Genomic DNA, 15129 nt, shown 5'->3' with positions numbered 1-15129 from the left:
GCCGGTTCGCGGCGTTACTTGCCGGCCGCAGGCGCAGAGGAGCCGACCGACGCGTTCAGCGCCTTGATCACCTTGTCGGTGATGTCGTGCTTCGGGTTGATGTAGATCGCTTCCTGGAGGATGGCGTCGTACTTTTCGGTTTCGGCGACCTGCTTGACCACGCGGTTGGCGCGCTCATAGACCTGCTGGAGCTCTTCGTTCTTGCGCGCGTTCAGGTCTTCCTGAAACTCTCGGCGCTTGCGCTGGAAATCGCGGTCCTGGTCGACCAGCGAACGCTGGCGCGAGACGCGCTGGCTTTCCGACAGGGTCGGTGCCTCGCGCTCGAACTTTTCCGAGGCCGTCTTCAGCGCTTCGCCCTGCACGGTCAGGTCTTTCTCGCGCTTGAGGAACTCGGCCTCGAGCTTGGCTTGCGCGGCCTTGGCCGGCTGCGCTTCACGCAGCACGCGGTCGGGGTTCACGAAGCCGATGCGAAAGCTGTCCTGGGCCTGCGCGGGCGCAGCCACCAGGGCAAAAGCGGGAATCAGGAACGCGCCGGCTGCGGCACGAATCAATTGCTTCATTTAGAAAGACGTTCCGATCTGGAATTGGAGGCGCTGAATTCTATCCTTCGGGATCAGGACGAGCCCGGTGTTGGCGTCCAGCACTTCCTTCTGGGACTTGATGGGGAAGGCGTAGGCCAGGCGCAGCGGACCCAGCGGCGAGATCCAGCTGATGCCGAGGCCGACCGAGGCGCGCAGCTTCTTCTGGGCTTTCCACTGCTCGTCTGTCACGTTGGGCGCACGGGAGCCGAACACGTTGCCGGCGTCGAAGAAGCCGTACAAGCGCAGCGTGCGGTCGTTGCCGGCGCCGGGGAACGGCGTGCTCAGTTCGGCGTTGAAGATAGCTTTCTTGGTACCACCCAGCGCCGCACCTTCGGTCTGGCCGAGCAGTGGCTGGTCGCGCGGGCCCAGCGAGTTCTGCTCGAAGCCGCGGATCGAACCCAGGCCACCGGCGTAGAAATTCTTGAAGATCGGGTAGGTCTTGCCGCCGAAGGCCTTGGCGTAGCCGACCTCGCCGTTGATGGCGAAGGTGTACTGCTTGTTGATCGCGAAGAACTGCTGGTACTGGTAGCTGCTCTTGAGGTACTTCATGTCCCCACCCACGCCCAGCTCGAGGTTGGCACGCTGCAGGCGGCCAGTGGTCGGGACCAGCGCGCTGTCGCGGCTGTCGCGGCCCCAGCCCACGGTCAGCGGCACACCCCAGACGCTCTTCTGGTCGCAGCCTGTGACGAACCAGCCGGACGCGTCCCGCTTGCAGTCGAAGTAGTTGAGGTACGACTGCGGCGTGGTGATGCCGGCGAGTGCCGAGCGGTTCGGTTCGAACGCGTAGCGCTCCAGGCCGACGCCGAAGAAGACGGTGTCGAGTTCGCTGAACGGCACGCCGAAACGGATCGACGCGCCCTGGTTCACCAGCTTGTAGTCGCCGTCCTCGTTCGTGGAGTACGGACGCGTCGTCGTGTGGTAGACGCTGATGGTGCGCGAGATGCCGTCCTTCGTGAAGTACGGATCGGTGGTGGTCAGCGACAGCGTACGGTTGTACTTGCTGGTGTTGACCTGCACGCCCAGGAAGTTGCCCGAGCCGAACACGTTCTCTTGCGAGATGCCGAAGGTCAGTGCGACCTTTTCCGCGCTCGAGTAGCCGGCACCCAGCTGCAGCGTGCCGGTGGGCTTTTCGGCCACGTTGACGGTCAGGTCGACCTGGTCGGGCGAGCCGGGCACTTCTTGCGTTTCAACGTTCACTTCGGTGAAGAAGCCCAGGCGGTCCACGCGGTCGCGCGAGACCTTGATCTTGTCGCCGTCGTACCAGGAGGCTTCGAACTGGCGGAACTCGCGGCGAATGACTTCGTCGCGGGTCTTGTTGTTGCCACCGACCGACACGCGACGCACGTACACGCGGCGCGCGGGCTCGGCCTGCAACGTCAGCGTGACGCGGTTGTTCACGCGGTCGATGTCCGGGCGCGCCTGCACACGGGCGAAGGCGTAGCCGAAGGTGCCGAAGTAGTCGCTGAAGGCCTTGGTGGTCTCGGTGACCTGCTCGCCGTTGTACGGCTCGCCGGGCTTGATCGTGATGAGCGACTTGAACTCATCGTCGCGGCCGAGGTAGTTGCCGTCGAGCTTGATGCCCGCCACCACGAACTTCTCGCCTTCGGTGATGTTGACCGTGACGGTCAGGTCCTTGCGGTCCGGCGAAATGGCGACCTGGGTCGAATCGATGCGGAACTCGAGGTAGCCGCGCGTGATGTAGTACGAGCGCAGGGTTTCAAGGTCGGCGTTGAGCTTGGCGCGCGAGTACTGGTTCGACTTGGTGTACCAGCTCATGAAGCCGCCGCTGTCCTGGTCGAAGAGGCTCAACAGCGTCGATTCGCTGAAGGCCTTGTTGCCGACCACGTGCACTTCGCTGATGCGGGCGGACTCGCCTTCGGTCACGGTGAACGTGAGGTTCACGCGGTTGCGCTCGATGGGCGTGACGGTGGTCACGACGTTCGCGTTATAGAGGCTGCGGCTCACGTACTGGCGCTTGAGCTCCTGCTCGGCGCGGTCGGCCAGTGCCTTGTCGTACGGGCGGCCATCGGCCAGGCCGATTTCGCGCAGCGCCTTCTGCAGCGCCGCCTTGTCGAATTCCTTGGCGCCGACGAAGTCGACGTCGGCGATGGTGGGACGCTCTTCCACGATCACCACCAGCACGTTGCCGTTCACGTCGATGCGGACGTCCTTGAACAACCCCAGGTCGAACAACGCACGGATCGCGGCCGAGCCGCGATCGTCGCTGTAGGTGTCGCCCACACGCAGGGGCAGCGACGCGAAGATCGTGCCGGCCTCGACGCGTTGCAAGCCTTCGACGCGGATATCGCGCACCGTGAAAGGCTCGACGGCCCAGGCGGCCGTGGCTGCCAGCGCGCTGGCCACCACCGCGGCAACGCTACGCAGGCGAAAGCGACTGAAGTTTGTGTTCATCTGTGAATTGAGCCGGCACGGAAAGGGCCGGCAGAAAGTTAACCAAAGAGCCGTGTGACGTCGTTGAAGAGTGCAACCGACATCATCACCAGCAGCAAGGCGACACCGCCGCGCTGCAGCCGTTCCATCCAGGCGTCGGAGACGCTTTTCCCGGTCAGGCCCTCCCAAAGATAATACATCAGGTGCCCCCCATCGAGGACCGGCAGCGGCATCAGGTTGAGCACCCCGAGACTCACGCTGATGAGAGCGAGAAAGACCAGATACTGCGTCAAACCGAGGCTCGCGGACTTGCCCGCGTAGTCAGCAATTGTTAAGGGACCGCTCAGGTTCTTGATCGACGCCTCGCCGATCAGCATCTTGCCCATCATGCGGACCGTGAGCGCGGACACCTCCCAGGTGCGCACCACGCCACGCCAGACGCCGTCGACCACGCCCTGGCGCACCGTGACCATCTCGGGCGGCGCACCGACATAGGCACCGATGCGCGCGACCTTGGTGGCGCCCTCCTCGCGCACTTCGGGCTTGACCTCGAGCGAGAGCGGCTGGCCGTCGCGTTGGAGCTGCCAGGTCTGCGTGCGCGCCTGGCCGGTGGCATCGAGCGAGGCGCGAATGACTTCGCGCAGCTGCTGCCCGTCGAGGATGGGGGTGTCGCCAACGGTGAGGACCAGGTCGCCGTGGCGAAGGCCCGAACGCTCGGCCGCGCTGCCTGCCATGACTTCGCCGATTTCGGGACGGGTCAGCGGCGAGACCACGCCGATCTTGCGGAACATCTGCGGATCGGCGTCCTTGGCCTCCATCCGGCTCAGCGGCAGGACCAGCTGCCGACCGGGCCGGCCGCCCTCGCCCGCCACTTCGAGCGTGAGGTCGCGGCCGTCGAGTGCGCCGCGCGTCATGCGCCAGCGCAGGTCTTCGAAGGACTGGACCGGCGACAGGTCGCCGTCGAAACCGGCCTGGGTGATGTGCTCGCCGCCGCGCAGGCCGGCCGCCTCGGCCAGCGACGCCGCCACCGGCCGGGCCAACTTGGCCACGGGCTCGTCGACGCCGATCCAGTTGACCGCCGTGTACAGCACGACCGCCAGCAACAGGTTGGCGATCGGGCCGGCGGCCACGATGGCTGCGCGCGAACGCAGCGGCTGGGTATTGAAGGCGCGGTGCCGCTCCTCGGGTGCGACGGGGCCTTCGCGCTCGTCGAGCATCTTGACGTAGCCGCCGAACGGAAAAGCGCCGATCACGAACTCGGTCTGCTGCCCCGGGTGCTGCCGCTTGGGCTGCCAGCGGAAGATGACCTTGCCGAAGCCGACCGAGAAACGCTCCACCTTGACACCGCAGGCCACGGCGACGCGGTAGTGGCCGTATTCGTGGACCGCGATGAGGACGCCGAGGGCGACCACAAAAGCTATGACGGTGAGCATCAGGGTCCTCTGCGCAGTAGGGAATCAGGCCGCGAAACGTGCCGCGGCGGCATTGGCCGCCTCACGGGCGCTGGCATCGAGCGCCAGCAGGTCGGCCAGCGATCCCGGCTTGGAGGGCATGACCGCCTCCAAAGTTTCCAGGTTGACCGCATGAATGCGATCGAAACGCAGGCGCCGGTCGAGAAAAGCGGCCACCGCCACCTCGTTGGCCGCGTTCAGCACCGCCGTGGTGCCCGAGGCGGCGCGCAGGGCGTGCCATGCCAGTCCCAGCCCGGGGAACAGCGCCGGATCGGGCGTGTCGAAGGTCAGCGAGCCCATCTGGCGGAAATCGAGCCGGGCCGCCCCGCTCTCGATGCGCTCCGGCCAGGCCAGGCCAACAGCAATCGGCACCCGCATGTCGGGCGTGCCGAGCTGGGCAATGACGGAGGCGTCGGTGAACTGCACCATCGAATGGACCACGCTCTGCGGATGGATGACGACCTCGATCTGCTCCGGCGTCACGCCGAACAGGTGGCGCGCCTCGATCACCTCGAGCGCCTTGTTCATCATCGTGGCCGAGTCGACCGAGATCTTTCGGCCCATGACCCAGTTGGGGTGGGCGCAGGCCTGCTCGGGCGTCACGGCGCCCAGCGTGTCGGGCGCACGGGTGCGGAACGGGCCGCCCGATGCCGTCAGGATGATCTTGTCGATGCGCCGCGCCCAGGTGGACGGGTCTTCAGGCAGCGACTGGAAGATGGCCGAATGCTCGCTGTCGATGGGCAGCAGCGTGGCGCCGCCCTCTTGCACCGTGCGCATGAACAGCTCGCCGCCGACGACCAGGGCCTCCTTGTTGGCCAGCAGCAGGCGCTTGCCGGCGCGCGCGGCGGCCAGGCATGGCGCCAGGCCGGCTGCGCCGACGATGGCGGCCATCACGGCATCGACTTCGTCGTCGGACGCTATTCTTTCGAGAGCGTCGTCGCCTATCAGGACGCGGGTCGGGAAGTTGTTCTGCTTGAGCTTTTCAGCCAGCAGCGCAGCATGCGGCGCGCTCGCCATGACGGCGAAGCGCGGCGAGAAGCGCGCGCATTGGGCCAGCAGCTCATCGACCTTGGTGGCAGCCGACAGCGCGAACACCTCGAATCGCTCGGGGTGACGGGCCATGACGTCGAGCGTGCTGACCCCGACCGAACCGGTCGAGCCGAGCACCGTGACACGTTGTTTGGGAGTGTTCACAGGAAAGCCAGCATCATGGCAATGGGAAGTGCCGGCAAGAGGGCATCCACGCGGTCGAGCACGCCGCCGTGGCCCGGCAGCAGGCGGCTGCTGTCCTTGGCGCCGGCGCTGCGCTTGATCAGCGATTCGACGAGGTCGCCGACGACGCTCATCGCTGCCAGGAACACCGCACCGATCAGCAGCAGCCACCAGCCGCGCTCGTGCAGGCGGGTGTAGAGGCTGGGCACCGTCGCGCCCAGGCTCTTGTCGGCCCAGACCCAAGCGAACGCCAGCACGACCACGCCGGCCATGCCGCCCCAGACACCTTCCCAGCTCTTGCCGGGGCTGATGGCGGGCGCCAGCTTGGCGCGCGTGAATTTCAGGCCGAAGGCGCGGCCGGCGAAATAGGCGAACACGTCCGCCACCCAGACCAGCACCAGGATCGACAGCAGGAAGTTGATGCCGACCATGCGCGCCTGCACCGCCGCGAGCCACGCGACCCACAGCGCCAGCAAGCCGCCCACCAGCCGAAGCCCACGCGGGATACGGGGCCAGCCGGGCACCGCGACGCGCAGCAGCGCCGCGCCGCCAAGCACCCAGGCCGCACTGGCCAGCATCCACATCAGGAACAGGCGCTGCTCCAGCAAGCCCAGCCACCACGACAGTCCGCACAGCGCCACCATCTCGGCGCCCAGGAACAGCGACATGCCCTGCCCGTAGCCGTTCAGGCGCCCCCACTCCCACGCAGCGGCGCCGATCAGCACCAGCATCACGCAGGCAAAGGGGATGTAGTTTCGGTAGAACAGCGCTGGCAGCAGGATCGCGAGCAGCACGATCGCCGTGAGGATGCGTTGTTTGAGCATGCGGAAGGTGGTGTCGGGCCGTGTCAGGCCGCGGAAGCCGAAACCTGTGCCGAGGTCTGGCCGAAGCGCCGCTCGCGGCCCTGGAACGCGGCGATGGCCTCGTCCAATGCGGCTTCGTCGAACTCGGGCCACAGCTTGTCGCTGAAGAACAGCTCGGCGTAGGCACTCTGCCAAAGCAGGAAATTCGACAGCCGCTGCTCCCCGCCCGTGCGGATGAACAGGTCGGGGTCGGGCACGTGGGCCAGCGCCATGGCGCGATCGAGGTTCATCTCGGTCATGGGCAGGCCCTGCTCGGCGAGCTTGGCCGCGGCGCGCGCGATGTCCCAACGCCCGCCGTAGTTGAAGCAGATGTTGAGAATCAGACGCGTGTTGTGGGCCGTGGTCTGCTCGGCCGACACGAGGCCGGCCACCATCTTGTCGGACAGGCCAGCGCGTTCGCCCACGAAATGCAGCCGCACGCCATCGGCATTGAGCCGCGGCACTTCGCGCGCCAGCGCCCCGACCATCAGCTGCATCAGGCCGGAGACTTCTTCAGGGGGACGGTTCCAGTTCTCCGAGGAGAACGCGAACACCGTAAGCACGCCCACGCCGCGGTCGGCGCAGGCCTTGACGCAGCGCCGCAGCGACTCCACGCCCTGCTTGTGCCCCGCCACGCGAGGCAGGAAGCGCTTGGTGGCCCACCGGCCGTTGCCATCCATGACGATGGCAACGTGGTGCGGAGGGGTCGTCGTCTGCGGCGAGGAGGCCATGCGGAGCCTCAAACGGCCATGATCTCCGCTTCTTTCGCGGTGACCAGACGGTCGATGTCCGCGATGTGCTTGTCGGTGACCTTCTGGATGTCGGCTTCGGCGCGCTTCTGGTCGTCTTCCGAGGCCAGCTTGTCCTTCACGAGCTTCTTGACCGCTTCGTTCGCGTCACGGCGCAGGTTGCGCGTGGCGATCTTGGCGCTTTCGCCTTCGTTGCGGACCAGCTTGGTCATTTCCTTGCGACGCTCTTCGCTCATGGCGGGCAGCGGCACGCGGATCAGGTCGCCCATCGAGGCCGGGTTCAGGCCCAGGTCGCTTTCGCGGATGGCCTTCTCGATCTTGGCGCCCATGCCCTTTTCCCAGGGCTGGACGCTGATGGTGCGCGAGTCGAGCACCGACACGTTCGCCACCTGGCTCAGCGGTACTTGCGAGCCGTAGTAGTCGACGTGGATCGAGTCGAGCAGCGCCGAATTGGCACGGCCCGTACGGATCTTGGTGAGGTTGTTCTGGAAGGCGGCGAGCGACTGGTTCATCTTCGCGTCGGTCGCACTGCGAATGTCTGCAATGGTCATCTCATTTACTCCTAGGCATGCACCAGCGTGCCCTCGTCCTCGCCCATCACGACGCGCTTGAGGGCGCCGTTCTTGAGGATCGAGAACACCTTGATCGGTAGCTTCTGGTCGCGGCACAGCGCGAAGGCCGTGGCGTCCATGATGCCGAGGTTCTTGGCAATCGCCTCGTCGAAAGTCAACGAAGCGTAGCGGGTTGCATGCGGGTCGATTTTCGGGTCGGCCGTGTACACGCCGTCCACCTTGGTCGCCTTGAGCACCAGCTCGGCGCCGATTTCGGCACCGCGCAGCGCAGCGGCCGTGTCGGTCGTGAAGAAGGGGTTGCCGGTGCCGGCTGCGAACACCACGACCTTGCCCTCTTCGAGGTACTGCAGGGCCTTGGGGCGCACGTAGGGCTCGACCACCTGCTCGATGGCAATGGCGGACATCACGCGGGCCACGAGGCCCTGCTTGTCCATCGCGTCGGCGAGTGCCAGCGAGTTCATGACGGTGGCCAGCATGCCCATGTAGTCGGCCGTGGCGCGGTCCATGCCGACAGAGCCTCCCGCGACACCGCGGAAGATGTTGCCGCCGCCGATCACGACCGCCACCTGGACGCCCATGTGCACGACCTCGGCCACCTCTTCGACCATGCGAACGATGGTCGCGCGGTTGATGCCGAAGGCGTCATCGCCCATCAGTGCCTCACCCGACAGCTTCAACAAGATTCGCTTGTGGGCTGGGCGGGCATCAGACATGGGCATTTTCCTTAGAGGGTTGGCGGGGGCGAGTGTAAAACGTGGCGGTGAAAAAGCGGCGGCACGCTGTTGCGCACCGCCGCTTGCAGGACAGCCGGATCAGGCGGCAGCCTTGGCAGCAGCGACTTGGGCGGCGACTTCTGCGGCGAAGTCGTCGACCTTCTTCTCGATGCCTTCGCCGACCACGTACAGGGTGAAGCCCTTGATCGTGGTGTCGGCGGCCTTGAGCATCTGCTCGACGGTCTGCTTGTCGTTCTTCACGAACGGCTGGTTGTGCAGCGAGACTTCCTTGAGGTACTTCTGCACGCCGCCTTCGATGCGCTTGGCAACGATGTCGGCCGGCTGCGGCTTCTTGCCTTCGGCTTCGGCGACCTTGCGGTCTTCTTCAGCCTTGCCAGCGGCCACGGCGCGCTCTTTTTCGATCAGCTCGGCAGGCACGTCCGATGCCTGGATGGCGACCGGCTTCATGGCGGCGATGTGCATTGCCACGTCCTTGGCCGACGTGTCGTCGCCTTCGAACTCGACCATCACGCCGATGCGCGTGCCGTGCAGGTACGACGCCAGCTTGCCGTTGCCCGTGAAGTGCTTGAAGCGGCGGAAGCTCATGTTCTCGCCGATCTTGCCGATCAGACTCTTGCGCACGTCTTCGAGCGTGGGGCCGAAACCGTCTTGCTCGTAGGCCAGCGCACCCAGTGCAGCGATGTCTGCGGGGTTGTTCTTGGCCACCAGCATCGCAGCAGCATTGGCCAGGGCCAGGAAGCTGTCGTTCTTGGTGACGAAGTCGGTTTCGCAGTTGATTTCGATCATGCCGCCGGCAGCGCCGTCGACGAAAGCCGTGACCACGCCTTCAGCGGTGACACGACCCGATGCCTTGCCAGCCTTGTTGCCGAGCTTGATGCGCAGCAGCTCTTCGGCCTTTTCCATGTTGCCGTCGGCCTCCGTCAGGGCCTTCTTGCATTCCATCATGGGCGCATCGGTCTTCGCGCGCAGTTCGCCGACCATGCTTGCGGTGATTGCAGCCATTTGTGTATCTCCGTAAATCCAAAAATCAGGTTAAAAAAAGGGGCACCAAAGCCCCTTCTTCAGGCTCGCGAGAGCACCAATCAGGCCGAAGCGCCTTCTTCGACTTCGACGAATTCGTCGCCATTGCCTTCGGCAACGGCCTTGACCACGTCACCGCCGGCGCTGTTGCGGCCTTCGATGATGGCGTCGGCGATGCCGCGGGCGTACAGCGTGACAGCCTTCGACGAGTCGTCGTTGCCGGGGATCACGTAGTCGATGCCTTCGGGCGAGTGGTTGGAGTCAACCACGCCGATCAGCGGAATGCCGAGCTTCTTGGCTTCGGCCACGGCGATCTTGTGGAAGCCCACGTCGATCACGAAGATCGCGTCCGGCAGCGCAGCCATGTCCTGGATGCCGCCGATGTCCTTCTCAAGCTTCGCGATTTCGCGCGAGAACGTGAGCTGCTCCTTCTTGCTCAGGCTGTCGAGGCCGGCTTCTTGCTGGGCCTTCATGTCCTTCAGACGCTTGATCGAGGTCTTGACGGTCTTGAAGTTGGTCAGCATGCCGCCGAGCCAGCGGGTGTCGACGAAAGGCACGCCGGCGCGGCGAGCTTCTGCAGCAACGATTTCACGGGCCTGGCGCTTCGTGCCGACCATCAGGATCGTGCCGCGGTTGGCCGTGAGTTGCTTGGCGTACTTCATCGCATCCTGGAACATCGGGAGCGACTTTTCCAGGTTGATGATGTGAATCTTGTTGCGGTGACCGAAGATGAACGGAGCCATCTTGGGGTTCCAGAAGCGGGTTTGGTGACCGAAGTGGACACCGGCTTCCAGCATTTCGCGCATGGTGGTCGACATTGAATTTACTCCAAAGGTTGGGTCTAAAATCCAGCCCGTTTTGCGCCCCTTCGACGGGGTCGCAACACCTTGATTGGGCCGGTTTGCGGATGTGCTTGACTGGCGGCGACAAAACTGTCGCATAACCAGCGAAACCCAAAGAGTATAGCACGGCGGCCACCCCCTCCTCCCTCGAACCGAGCCGTTCCAAGGTACCCTCGAAGCCATGAACGACCTTCACGCCACCCGTCTCACCCTTCTGGCTGGCGATTCCGATGCGCGCACCGAAATGGAGCGCGCCATCGCCCTCTCCGAATCCCCGGCCTGCGCCCACGTTTTCACCCGCACGATGTTCGACGAAGCGCGCGTGGCCGCCGCCGCATCGGCGCCCGAAAGCCACCTCGCCGGGCTCGCCTTCACCAGCAAGGACCTGTTCGATGTCGCCGGCCAGCCGACACCCGCCGGTTCGGCCGTTCTCTCGCATGCGCCGGCCGCCCCGACCGATTCGCTCGCCGTGGCGCGACTGCGCGCCGCCGGCGGCGTGCTGACCGGGCGCACCAACATGACGGAGTTCGCCTTTTCCGGCGTCGGCGTCAATCCGCACCACGGCACGCCAGCCAACGTGAGCGACACCGCCACGCCGCGCATTCCGGGCGGCTCATCGTCCGGCGCGGCGATCTCGGTGGCGAGCGGCGCGGCCTTCATCGGCCTGGGCTCCGACACAGGCGGCTCGATCCGCATTCCGGCCGCGCTGAACGGCATCGTCGGCTTCAAGAACACCGCCCGCCTCACGCCGGCCGACGGCGCCCTGCCGCTGTCGACCACGCTCGACACCGTCTGCGCCATGACCCGCTCGGTGCGAGACGCCATCACCGCGCACGAAATCCTTTCGGCGCGGCCGGTGACGCCCGGCTCGGTGCCGCTGTCGGGCTACCGGCTGGCCGTCGTGAAGAACGTCTTCCTCGACGACGTCGAGCCCGCCGTGGCCACAGCCTTCGAGCGCACCCTGGCCACCCTGCGCGCCACGGGCGCCCATATCCAGGAGATCGACCTGCCCGAGCTGGCCGATCTGCAGACCATCAATGCCACCGGTGGCTTCTCGGCGGCCGAGTCGTACGCCTGGCACCGGCTGCTGCTGGAGCGCAGCGGCGCTGGCTACGACCCGCGCGTGGCGCAGCGCATCCTGCGCGGCGCCGGCATGAAGGCGCACGAGTACATCGACCTGATCCACGCCCGCCGCGACTGGATCGCCCGCGTCGAAAAGGCGCTGGCGTCGTTCGACGCCGTGCTGTCGCCGACCGTGCCGATTACTGCGCCGCCGATCGCCAGCGTGGCACCGGGCGCCGAGCGCGACGACGAGTTCTTCCGCGTCAATGCGCTGCTGCTGCGCAACCCGTCGATCGTCAACATGCTCGACGGCTGCGCCATCTCGCTGCCCTGCCACGTCGCCGACGAACTGCCGGTCGGCCTGATGCTGTGGCACGGCGCGATGCACGACGACGCCGTGCTCGCGGTGGCGCTCCAGGCCGAACGCGTGCTACAGAAATAACAGCTGTCACCGCCCGTCCCGCGGGCGTCAGCCGCCTCTTTTATCTAGAACATTTCAATGAAAATCGCGATCGTGGGCGCCGGCATCGTCGGCGTCACCACCGCCTGGGAACTGGTTTCCGACGGCCATGAAGTGACCGTGTTCGAGCGCCGCGGCGCCGCCGCCGAGGAGGCCAGCTTCGCCAACGCCGGCGTGGTGGCCCCCGGCTACGTCACACCGTGGGCCGCACCGGGCATGCGCGGCAAGGTGCTGCGCTCGCTGCTGTCCTCGCACGGCGCCATCAAGCTGCGCTGGCCGCTGAGCACACGCGACCTCGGCTGGATGTCACGCTGGCAGAAGGCCTGCAAGCTCGAAACCTACCTGGCCAACCGCGCCCGCATGCAGCGGCTGGCCTTCTACAGCCGCACCCGGCTGCACGCGGTGACCGAAGCGCGCGAGCTGAGCTACGAACGCAGCGACGGCTACCTGGTGCTGCTGCGCTCCAAGCGCGAGAAAAAACTGATCCAGCCCGGCCTGGAAGTGCTGCGCTCGGCCGGCAGCGTGTTCCGCGAGGTCGACGCCGACGAGGCCCGCCTGATCGAGCCCGCGCTCAACCCCGACACCCCGCTGGCAGGCGCGATCCACCTGCCGGAAGACGAGGTCGCGAACTGCCGTCAGTTCGCGCTGCTGCTCAAGTGGGAGGCCGAGGCGCTGGGCGCGCAGTTTCATTTCAATTGCGACATCGCACCGCTGAGCCGCGCGGCCCCCACGTCGCTGACGCTCGCCAGTGGTTCGGACGCGCTGCAGTTCGACGCCATCGTGGTGTGCGCCGGCCTGTCGTCCGCCGCGCTTCTGCGTCCGCTGGGGCTGCGCATTCCGCTGGCGCCGGTCTACGGCCACTCGGTCAGCGCCCCGGTGCGCGAGCCGCTCAACGCGCCGCGCAGCGCAGTGATGGACGAGCGCTACAAGGTCGCGATCTCCCGCCTGGGCCAGCGCGTGCGCGTGGCCGGCAGCGCCGAGATCGGCGGCTCGCCCGACGCCATGAGCCCGGCCGCGATCCAGACGCTCTACAAGGTGCTGCACGACTGGTTTCCGGGCGCGGCCACGCTGCAATCGGGCATCCAGCAATGGAAAGGCGCCCGACCGATGCTGCCCGACGGCCCGCCGGTGCTGGGTGCCAGCGGCATCCCCGGCGTGTGGCTCAACCTGGGCCACGGGTCGAGCGGCTGGGCGCTGTCGTGCGGCAGCGCGCGCGTGCTCGGCGACCTGATCGCAGGACAAGACCCCGGCATCGACCTCGAAGGCCTGGGGATCGAACGCCTCAGTCTTTAGGACCCCAACGGCGCAGTTGCTCCGGGCTGGCCGGTTTTTCCGTCGGCAGTTCGGGCCGGGGCGCCCATCGTTGGGCGATCAACCCCAGGACAGCCGGCGCAATCAGTCCGAAGAACACCAGCACCAGCAGGTCCACGCCCAGCATCAGCCACTGCGTGCCGGAACCCGCCTCGACCGGCACATCGAGCCACCGGATCACGCCGACGCCGTAGCCCACGCCCAGCGCCCAGGCGACGTCGCGCAGCGGCACCCGGCGCAACACCTCGGCCAGCAGGAGCAGCGCCCACACCACGATCAGCAGGCCGACCGCCCAGGCCGCACCGGCGATCGTCGCCGCGGCCGTGGCGATGAAGCCGGCAAGACACGCCAGCAGCAGAACAAACAACCAGCCAAAGGTCTTGAGCGTCATCGGTCGATGATAGGAGGCACGGCGTCAGCGGCACAATGGATCGATGCATCGCATCACGTCTGCAAGCGCCGCCGATCTGTTCGACATCGCCGCCACGCGCCGCATCGAGCAGGCAGCAGCCTCCGCCCTGCCCGCTCACACGCTGATGCAGGGCGCAGGCCTCGCGGCGGCACGGCTTGCGATGGCGCTTGCGCCGCACGCGCGAACGATCTGGATCGCGTGCGGCCCCGGGAACAACGGCGGCGACGGCTTTGAAGCTGCGGCGCAGTTGCGGCACCGGGGCTTCTTTCCGGTCGTCACTTTCGTGGGCGATGAAAGCCGGCTGCCGCCGGATGCCAAGGCATCGCTGCAACGTGCGCGCGATGCGGGCGTCACCTTCGCTTCGGAGCCACCGTCGAGCTTCGAACTGGCAGTGGATGCGCTGCTCGGCATCGGATCTACCCGCCCGCCCTCCGGCACGATGGCCGAATGGATTGCGCGGATGCATGCAGGCGCGCAGCCGGTGCTCAGTCTCGATGTGCCTTCCGGCCTTGGTGCAGACACCGGCACGCTGCCTTCCGGCACCGATCACCCATCGCAATCGGTCCGCGCCACCCTCACCTTCCTCACGCTGAAGCCCGGCCTGTTCACGGCCCAAGGCCGCGATGCGGCCGGCACGGTGTGGTTCGATGACCTGGGCTGCAGTGCTTTCGTCCAGGAGCGACCGACAGCCCGCCTTGCAGGCACGCCCGATACCCGGCCGCGCACCCACGCCTCGCACAAGGGAAGCTACGGCGATGTCGCGGTGATCGGTGGCGCTTCAGGCATGGCCGGCGCCGCGCTGCTGGCCGGCTCGGCGGCCCTCCATGCGGGCGCGGGACGCGTGTTCGTCGGATTGCTCGATCCCCGCGCAGCGCCGGTCGACACGTCGCAGCCCGAGTTGATGCTGCGCGACGCCCATGCGCTGGACCTCGCGGGCATGACGGTCGTGTGCGGCTGCGGTGGCGGCGATGCCGTGCGCGAGCTGCTGCCGCGCGTGCTGTCGACGGCCGCTGCAGTGCTGCTCGACGCCGATGCGCTCAACGCCATCGCCGCCGACTCGTCGCTTCAAACGCAACTGATCGCGAGAGGCCAGACTGGCACCCCCACCGTGCTCACGCCGCATCCATTGGAAGCCGCGCGCCTGCTCGGCGACACGACGGGCGGTGTGCAGGCCAACCGCCTGGCTGCAGCCCGCGCGCTGGCGTTGCGCTTCGGTGCGGTGACGGTGCTCAAAGGTTCGGGAACGGTGATTGCCGATGCGGGCGACAAGCCGCCGGCCATCAACCCGACCGGCAATGCCCGCCTTGCCACCGCAGGCACAGGCGATGTACTCGCCGGCATGATCGGCGCGGCGCTCGCGATGCGTCAGCCCGCATTCGAGGCGGCCTGCGAAGCCGCCTGGCAGCACGGCCACATCGCCGACACATGGCCGGCCGATGCGGCGCCGCTCACGGCAGGCGCATTGGCGCGCCGCGCGCCCGCCTGAGCGC

14 protein-coding genes are annotated in these 15129 nt (G+C 66.8%); 3 read left to right on the top strand and 11 right to left on the bottom strand.

Annotation, left to right across the window (positions count from 1 at the left end):
- Positions 1-14: 14 nt before the first annotated feature.
- From CLU95_RS29170 to rpsB, 10 genes are all read right to left on the bottom strand, one after another.
- Positions 15-560: an OmpH family outer membrane protein gene (locus tag CLU95_RS29170; RefSeq protein ID WP_099796812.1), complete on the bottom strand. Its 546-nt coding sequence runs from the start codon at positions 558-560 to the stop codon at positions 15-17.
- On the bottom strand, positions 561-2993 hold the full coding sequence (gene bamA, locus CLU95_RS29165) for an outer membrane protein assembly factor BamA (protein ID WP_099796811.1): 2433 nt from the start codon (positions 2991-2993) through the stop codon (positions 561-563).
- A gap of 38 nt (positions 2994-3031) precedes the next feature.
- Positions 3032-4408 carry an RIP metalloprotease RseP gene (gene rseP, locus CLU95_RS29160; RefSeq protein WP_099796810.1) on the bottom strand — a complete coding sequence of 459 codons (1377 nt, stop codon included), beginning with the start codon at positions 4406-4408 and terminating at the stop codon, positions 3032-3034.
- A gap of 21 nt (positions 4409-4429) precedes the next feature.
- On the bottom strand, positions 4430-5617 hold the full coding sequence (gene ispC, locus CLU95_RS29155) for a 1-deoxy-D-xylulose-5-phosphate reductoisomerase (RefSeq protein ID WP_099796809.1): 1188 nt from the start codon (positions 5615-5617) through the stop codon (positions 4430-4432).
- Complete coding sequence (locus tag CLU95_RS29150) at positions 5614-6459, bottom strand: phosphatidate cytidylyltransferase (RefSeq protein WP_099796808.1); 846 nt, start codon at positions 6457-6459, stop codon at positions 5614-5616. The genes ispC and CLU95_RS29150 overlap by 4 nt, the downstream gene beginning before the upstream one ends.
- Before the next feature lie 23 nt (positions 6460-6482).
- Complete coding sequence (gene uppS, locus CLU95_RS29145; RefSeq protein ID WP_099796807.1) at positions 6483-7208, bottom strand: polyprenyl diphosphate synthase; 726 nt, start codon at positions 7206-7208, stop codon at positions 6483-6485.
- 8 nt (positions 7209-7216) lie between these two features.
- A complete protein-coding gene (gene frr, locus CLU95_RS29140) occupies positions 7217-7777 on the bottom strand; it encodes a ribosome recycling factor (protein ID WP_099796806.1) in 561 nt (186 codons plus the stop codon).
- Between the two features lie 11 nt (positions 7778-7788).
- Positions 7789-8511 carry a UMP kinase gene (pyrH, locus tag CLU95_RS29135; RefSeq protein WP_099796805.1) on the bottom strand — a complete coding sequence of 241 codons (723 nt, stop codon included), beginning with the start codon at positions 8509-8511 and terminating at the stop codon, positions 7789-7791.
- 99 nt (positions 8512-8610) lie between these two features.
- A complete protein-coding gene (tsf, locus tag CLU95_RS29130; protein ID WP_099796804.1) occupies positions 8611-9534 on the bottom strand; it encodes a translation elongation factor Ts in 924 nt (307 codons plus the stop codon).
- Positions 9535-9614: 80 nt separating this feature from the next.
- On the bottom strand, positions 9615-10370 hold the full coding sequence (rpsB, locus tag CLU95_RS29125; RefSeq protein ID WP_095745188.1) for a 30S ribosomal protein S2: 756 nt from the start codon (positions 10368-10370) through the stop codon (positions 9615-9617).
- Positions 10371-10575: 205 nt separating this feature from the next.
- On the opposite strand from rpsB, the gene CLU95_RS29120 reads away from it, so the two are divergent.
- Positions 10576-11898, top strand: coding sequence for an amidase (locus tag CLU95_RS29120; RefSeq protein ID WP_099796803.1), 1323 nt, complete (start codon positions 10576-10578; stop codon positions 11896-11898).
- A 57-nt stretch (positions 11899-11955) separates the two neighbouring features.
- Positions 11956-13209, top strand: coding sequence for a D-amino acid dehydrogenase (locus CLU95_RS29115; protein WP_099796802.1), 1254 nt, complete (start codon positions 11956-11958; stop codon positions 13207-13209).
- Here CLU95_RS29115 and CLU95_RS29110 read toward each other — a convergent pair.
- Positions 13199-13618: a hypothetical protein gene (locus CLU95_RS29110; RefSeq protein ID WP_099796801.1), complete on the bottom strand. Its 420-nt coding sequence runs from the start codon at positions 13616-13618 to the stop codon at positions 13199-13201. The genes CLU95_RS29115 and CLU95_RS29110 overlap by 11 nt on opposite strands.
- Before the next feature lie 43 nt (positions 13619-13661).
- Here CLU95_RS29110 and CLU95_RS29105 point away from each other — a divergent pair, with 43 nt between their 5' ends.
- Complete coding sequence (locus tag CLU95_RS29105) at positions 13662-15125, top strand: NAD(P)H-hydrate dehydratase (protein WP_099796800.1); 1464 nt, start codon at positions 13662-13664, stop codon at positions 15123-15125.
- The last annotated feature ends 4 nt before the right edge of the window (positions 15126-15129 follow it).

The sequence above is a fragment of the Variovorax sp. 54 genome (genome assembly GCF_002754375.1).
In the GTDB taxonomy this organism is placed as follows: Bacteria; Pseudomonadota; Gammaproteobacteria; order Burkholderiales; family Burkholderiaceae_C; genus Variovorax.
This window is presented reverse-complemented; position numbering and strand designations above follow the sequence as displayed.

Coding starts and splice junctions, on each gene's coding strand:
- tsf (WP_099796804.1), bottom strand. CDS start 9,534: ATGGCTGCAATCACCGCAAGCATGGTCGGCGAACTGCGCGCGAAGACC.
- rpsB (WP_095745188.1), bottom strand. CDS start 10,370: ATGTCGACCACCATGCGCGAAATGCTGGAAGCCGGTGTCCACTTCGGT.
- bamA (WP_099796811.1), bottom strand. CDS start 2,993: ATGAACACAAACTTCAGTCGCTTTCGCCTGCGTAGCGTTGCCGCGGTG.
- CLU95_RS29105 (WP_099796800.1), top strand. CDS start 13,662: ATGCATCGCATCACGTCTGCAAGCGCCGCCGATCTGTTCGACATCGCC.
- uppS (WP_099796807.1), bottom strand. CDS start 7,208: ATGGCCTCCTCGCCGCAGACGACGACCCCTCCGCACCACGTTGCCATC.
- CLU95_RS29120 (WP_099796803.1), top strand. CDS start 10,576: ATGAACGACCTTCACGCCACCCGTCTCACCCTTCTGGCTGGCGATTCC.
- CLU95_RS29150 (WP_099796808.1), bottom strand. CDS start 6,459: ATGCTCAAACAACGCATCCTCACGGCGATCGTGCTGCTCGCGATCCTG.
- CLU95_RS29115 (WP_099796802.1), top strand. CDS start 11,956: ATGAAAATCGCGATCGTGGGCGCCGGCATCGTCGGCGTCACCACCGCC.
- frr (WP_099796806.1), bottom strand. CDS start 7,777: ATGACCATTGCAGACATTCGCAGTGCGACCGACGCGAAGATGAACCAG.
- CLU95_RS29170 (WP_099796812.1), bottom strand. CDS start 560: ATGAAGCAATTGATTCGTGCCGCAGCCGGCGCGTTCCTGATTCCCGCT.
- CLU95_RS29110 (WP_099796801.1), bottom strand. CDS start 13,618: ATGACGCTCAAGACCTTTGGCTGGTTGTTTGTTCTGCTGCTGGCGTGT.
- pyrH (WP_099796805.1), bottom strand. CDS start 8,511: ATGTCTGATGCCCGCCCAGCCCACAAGCGAATCTTGTTGAAGCTGTCG.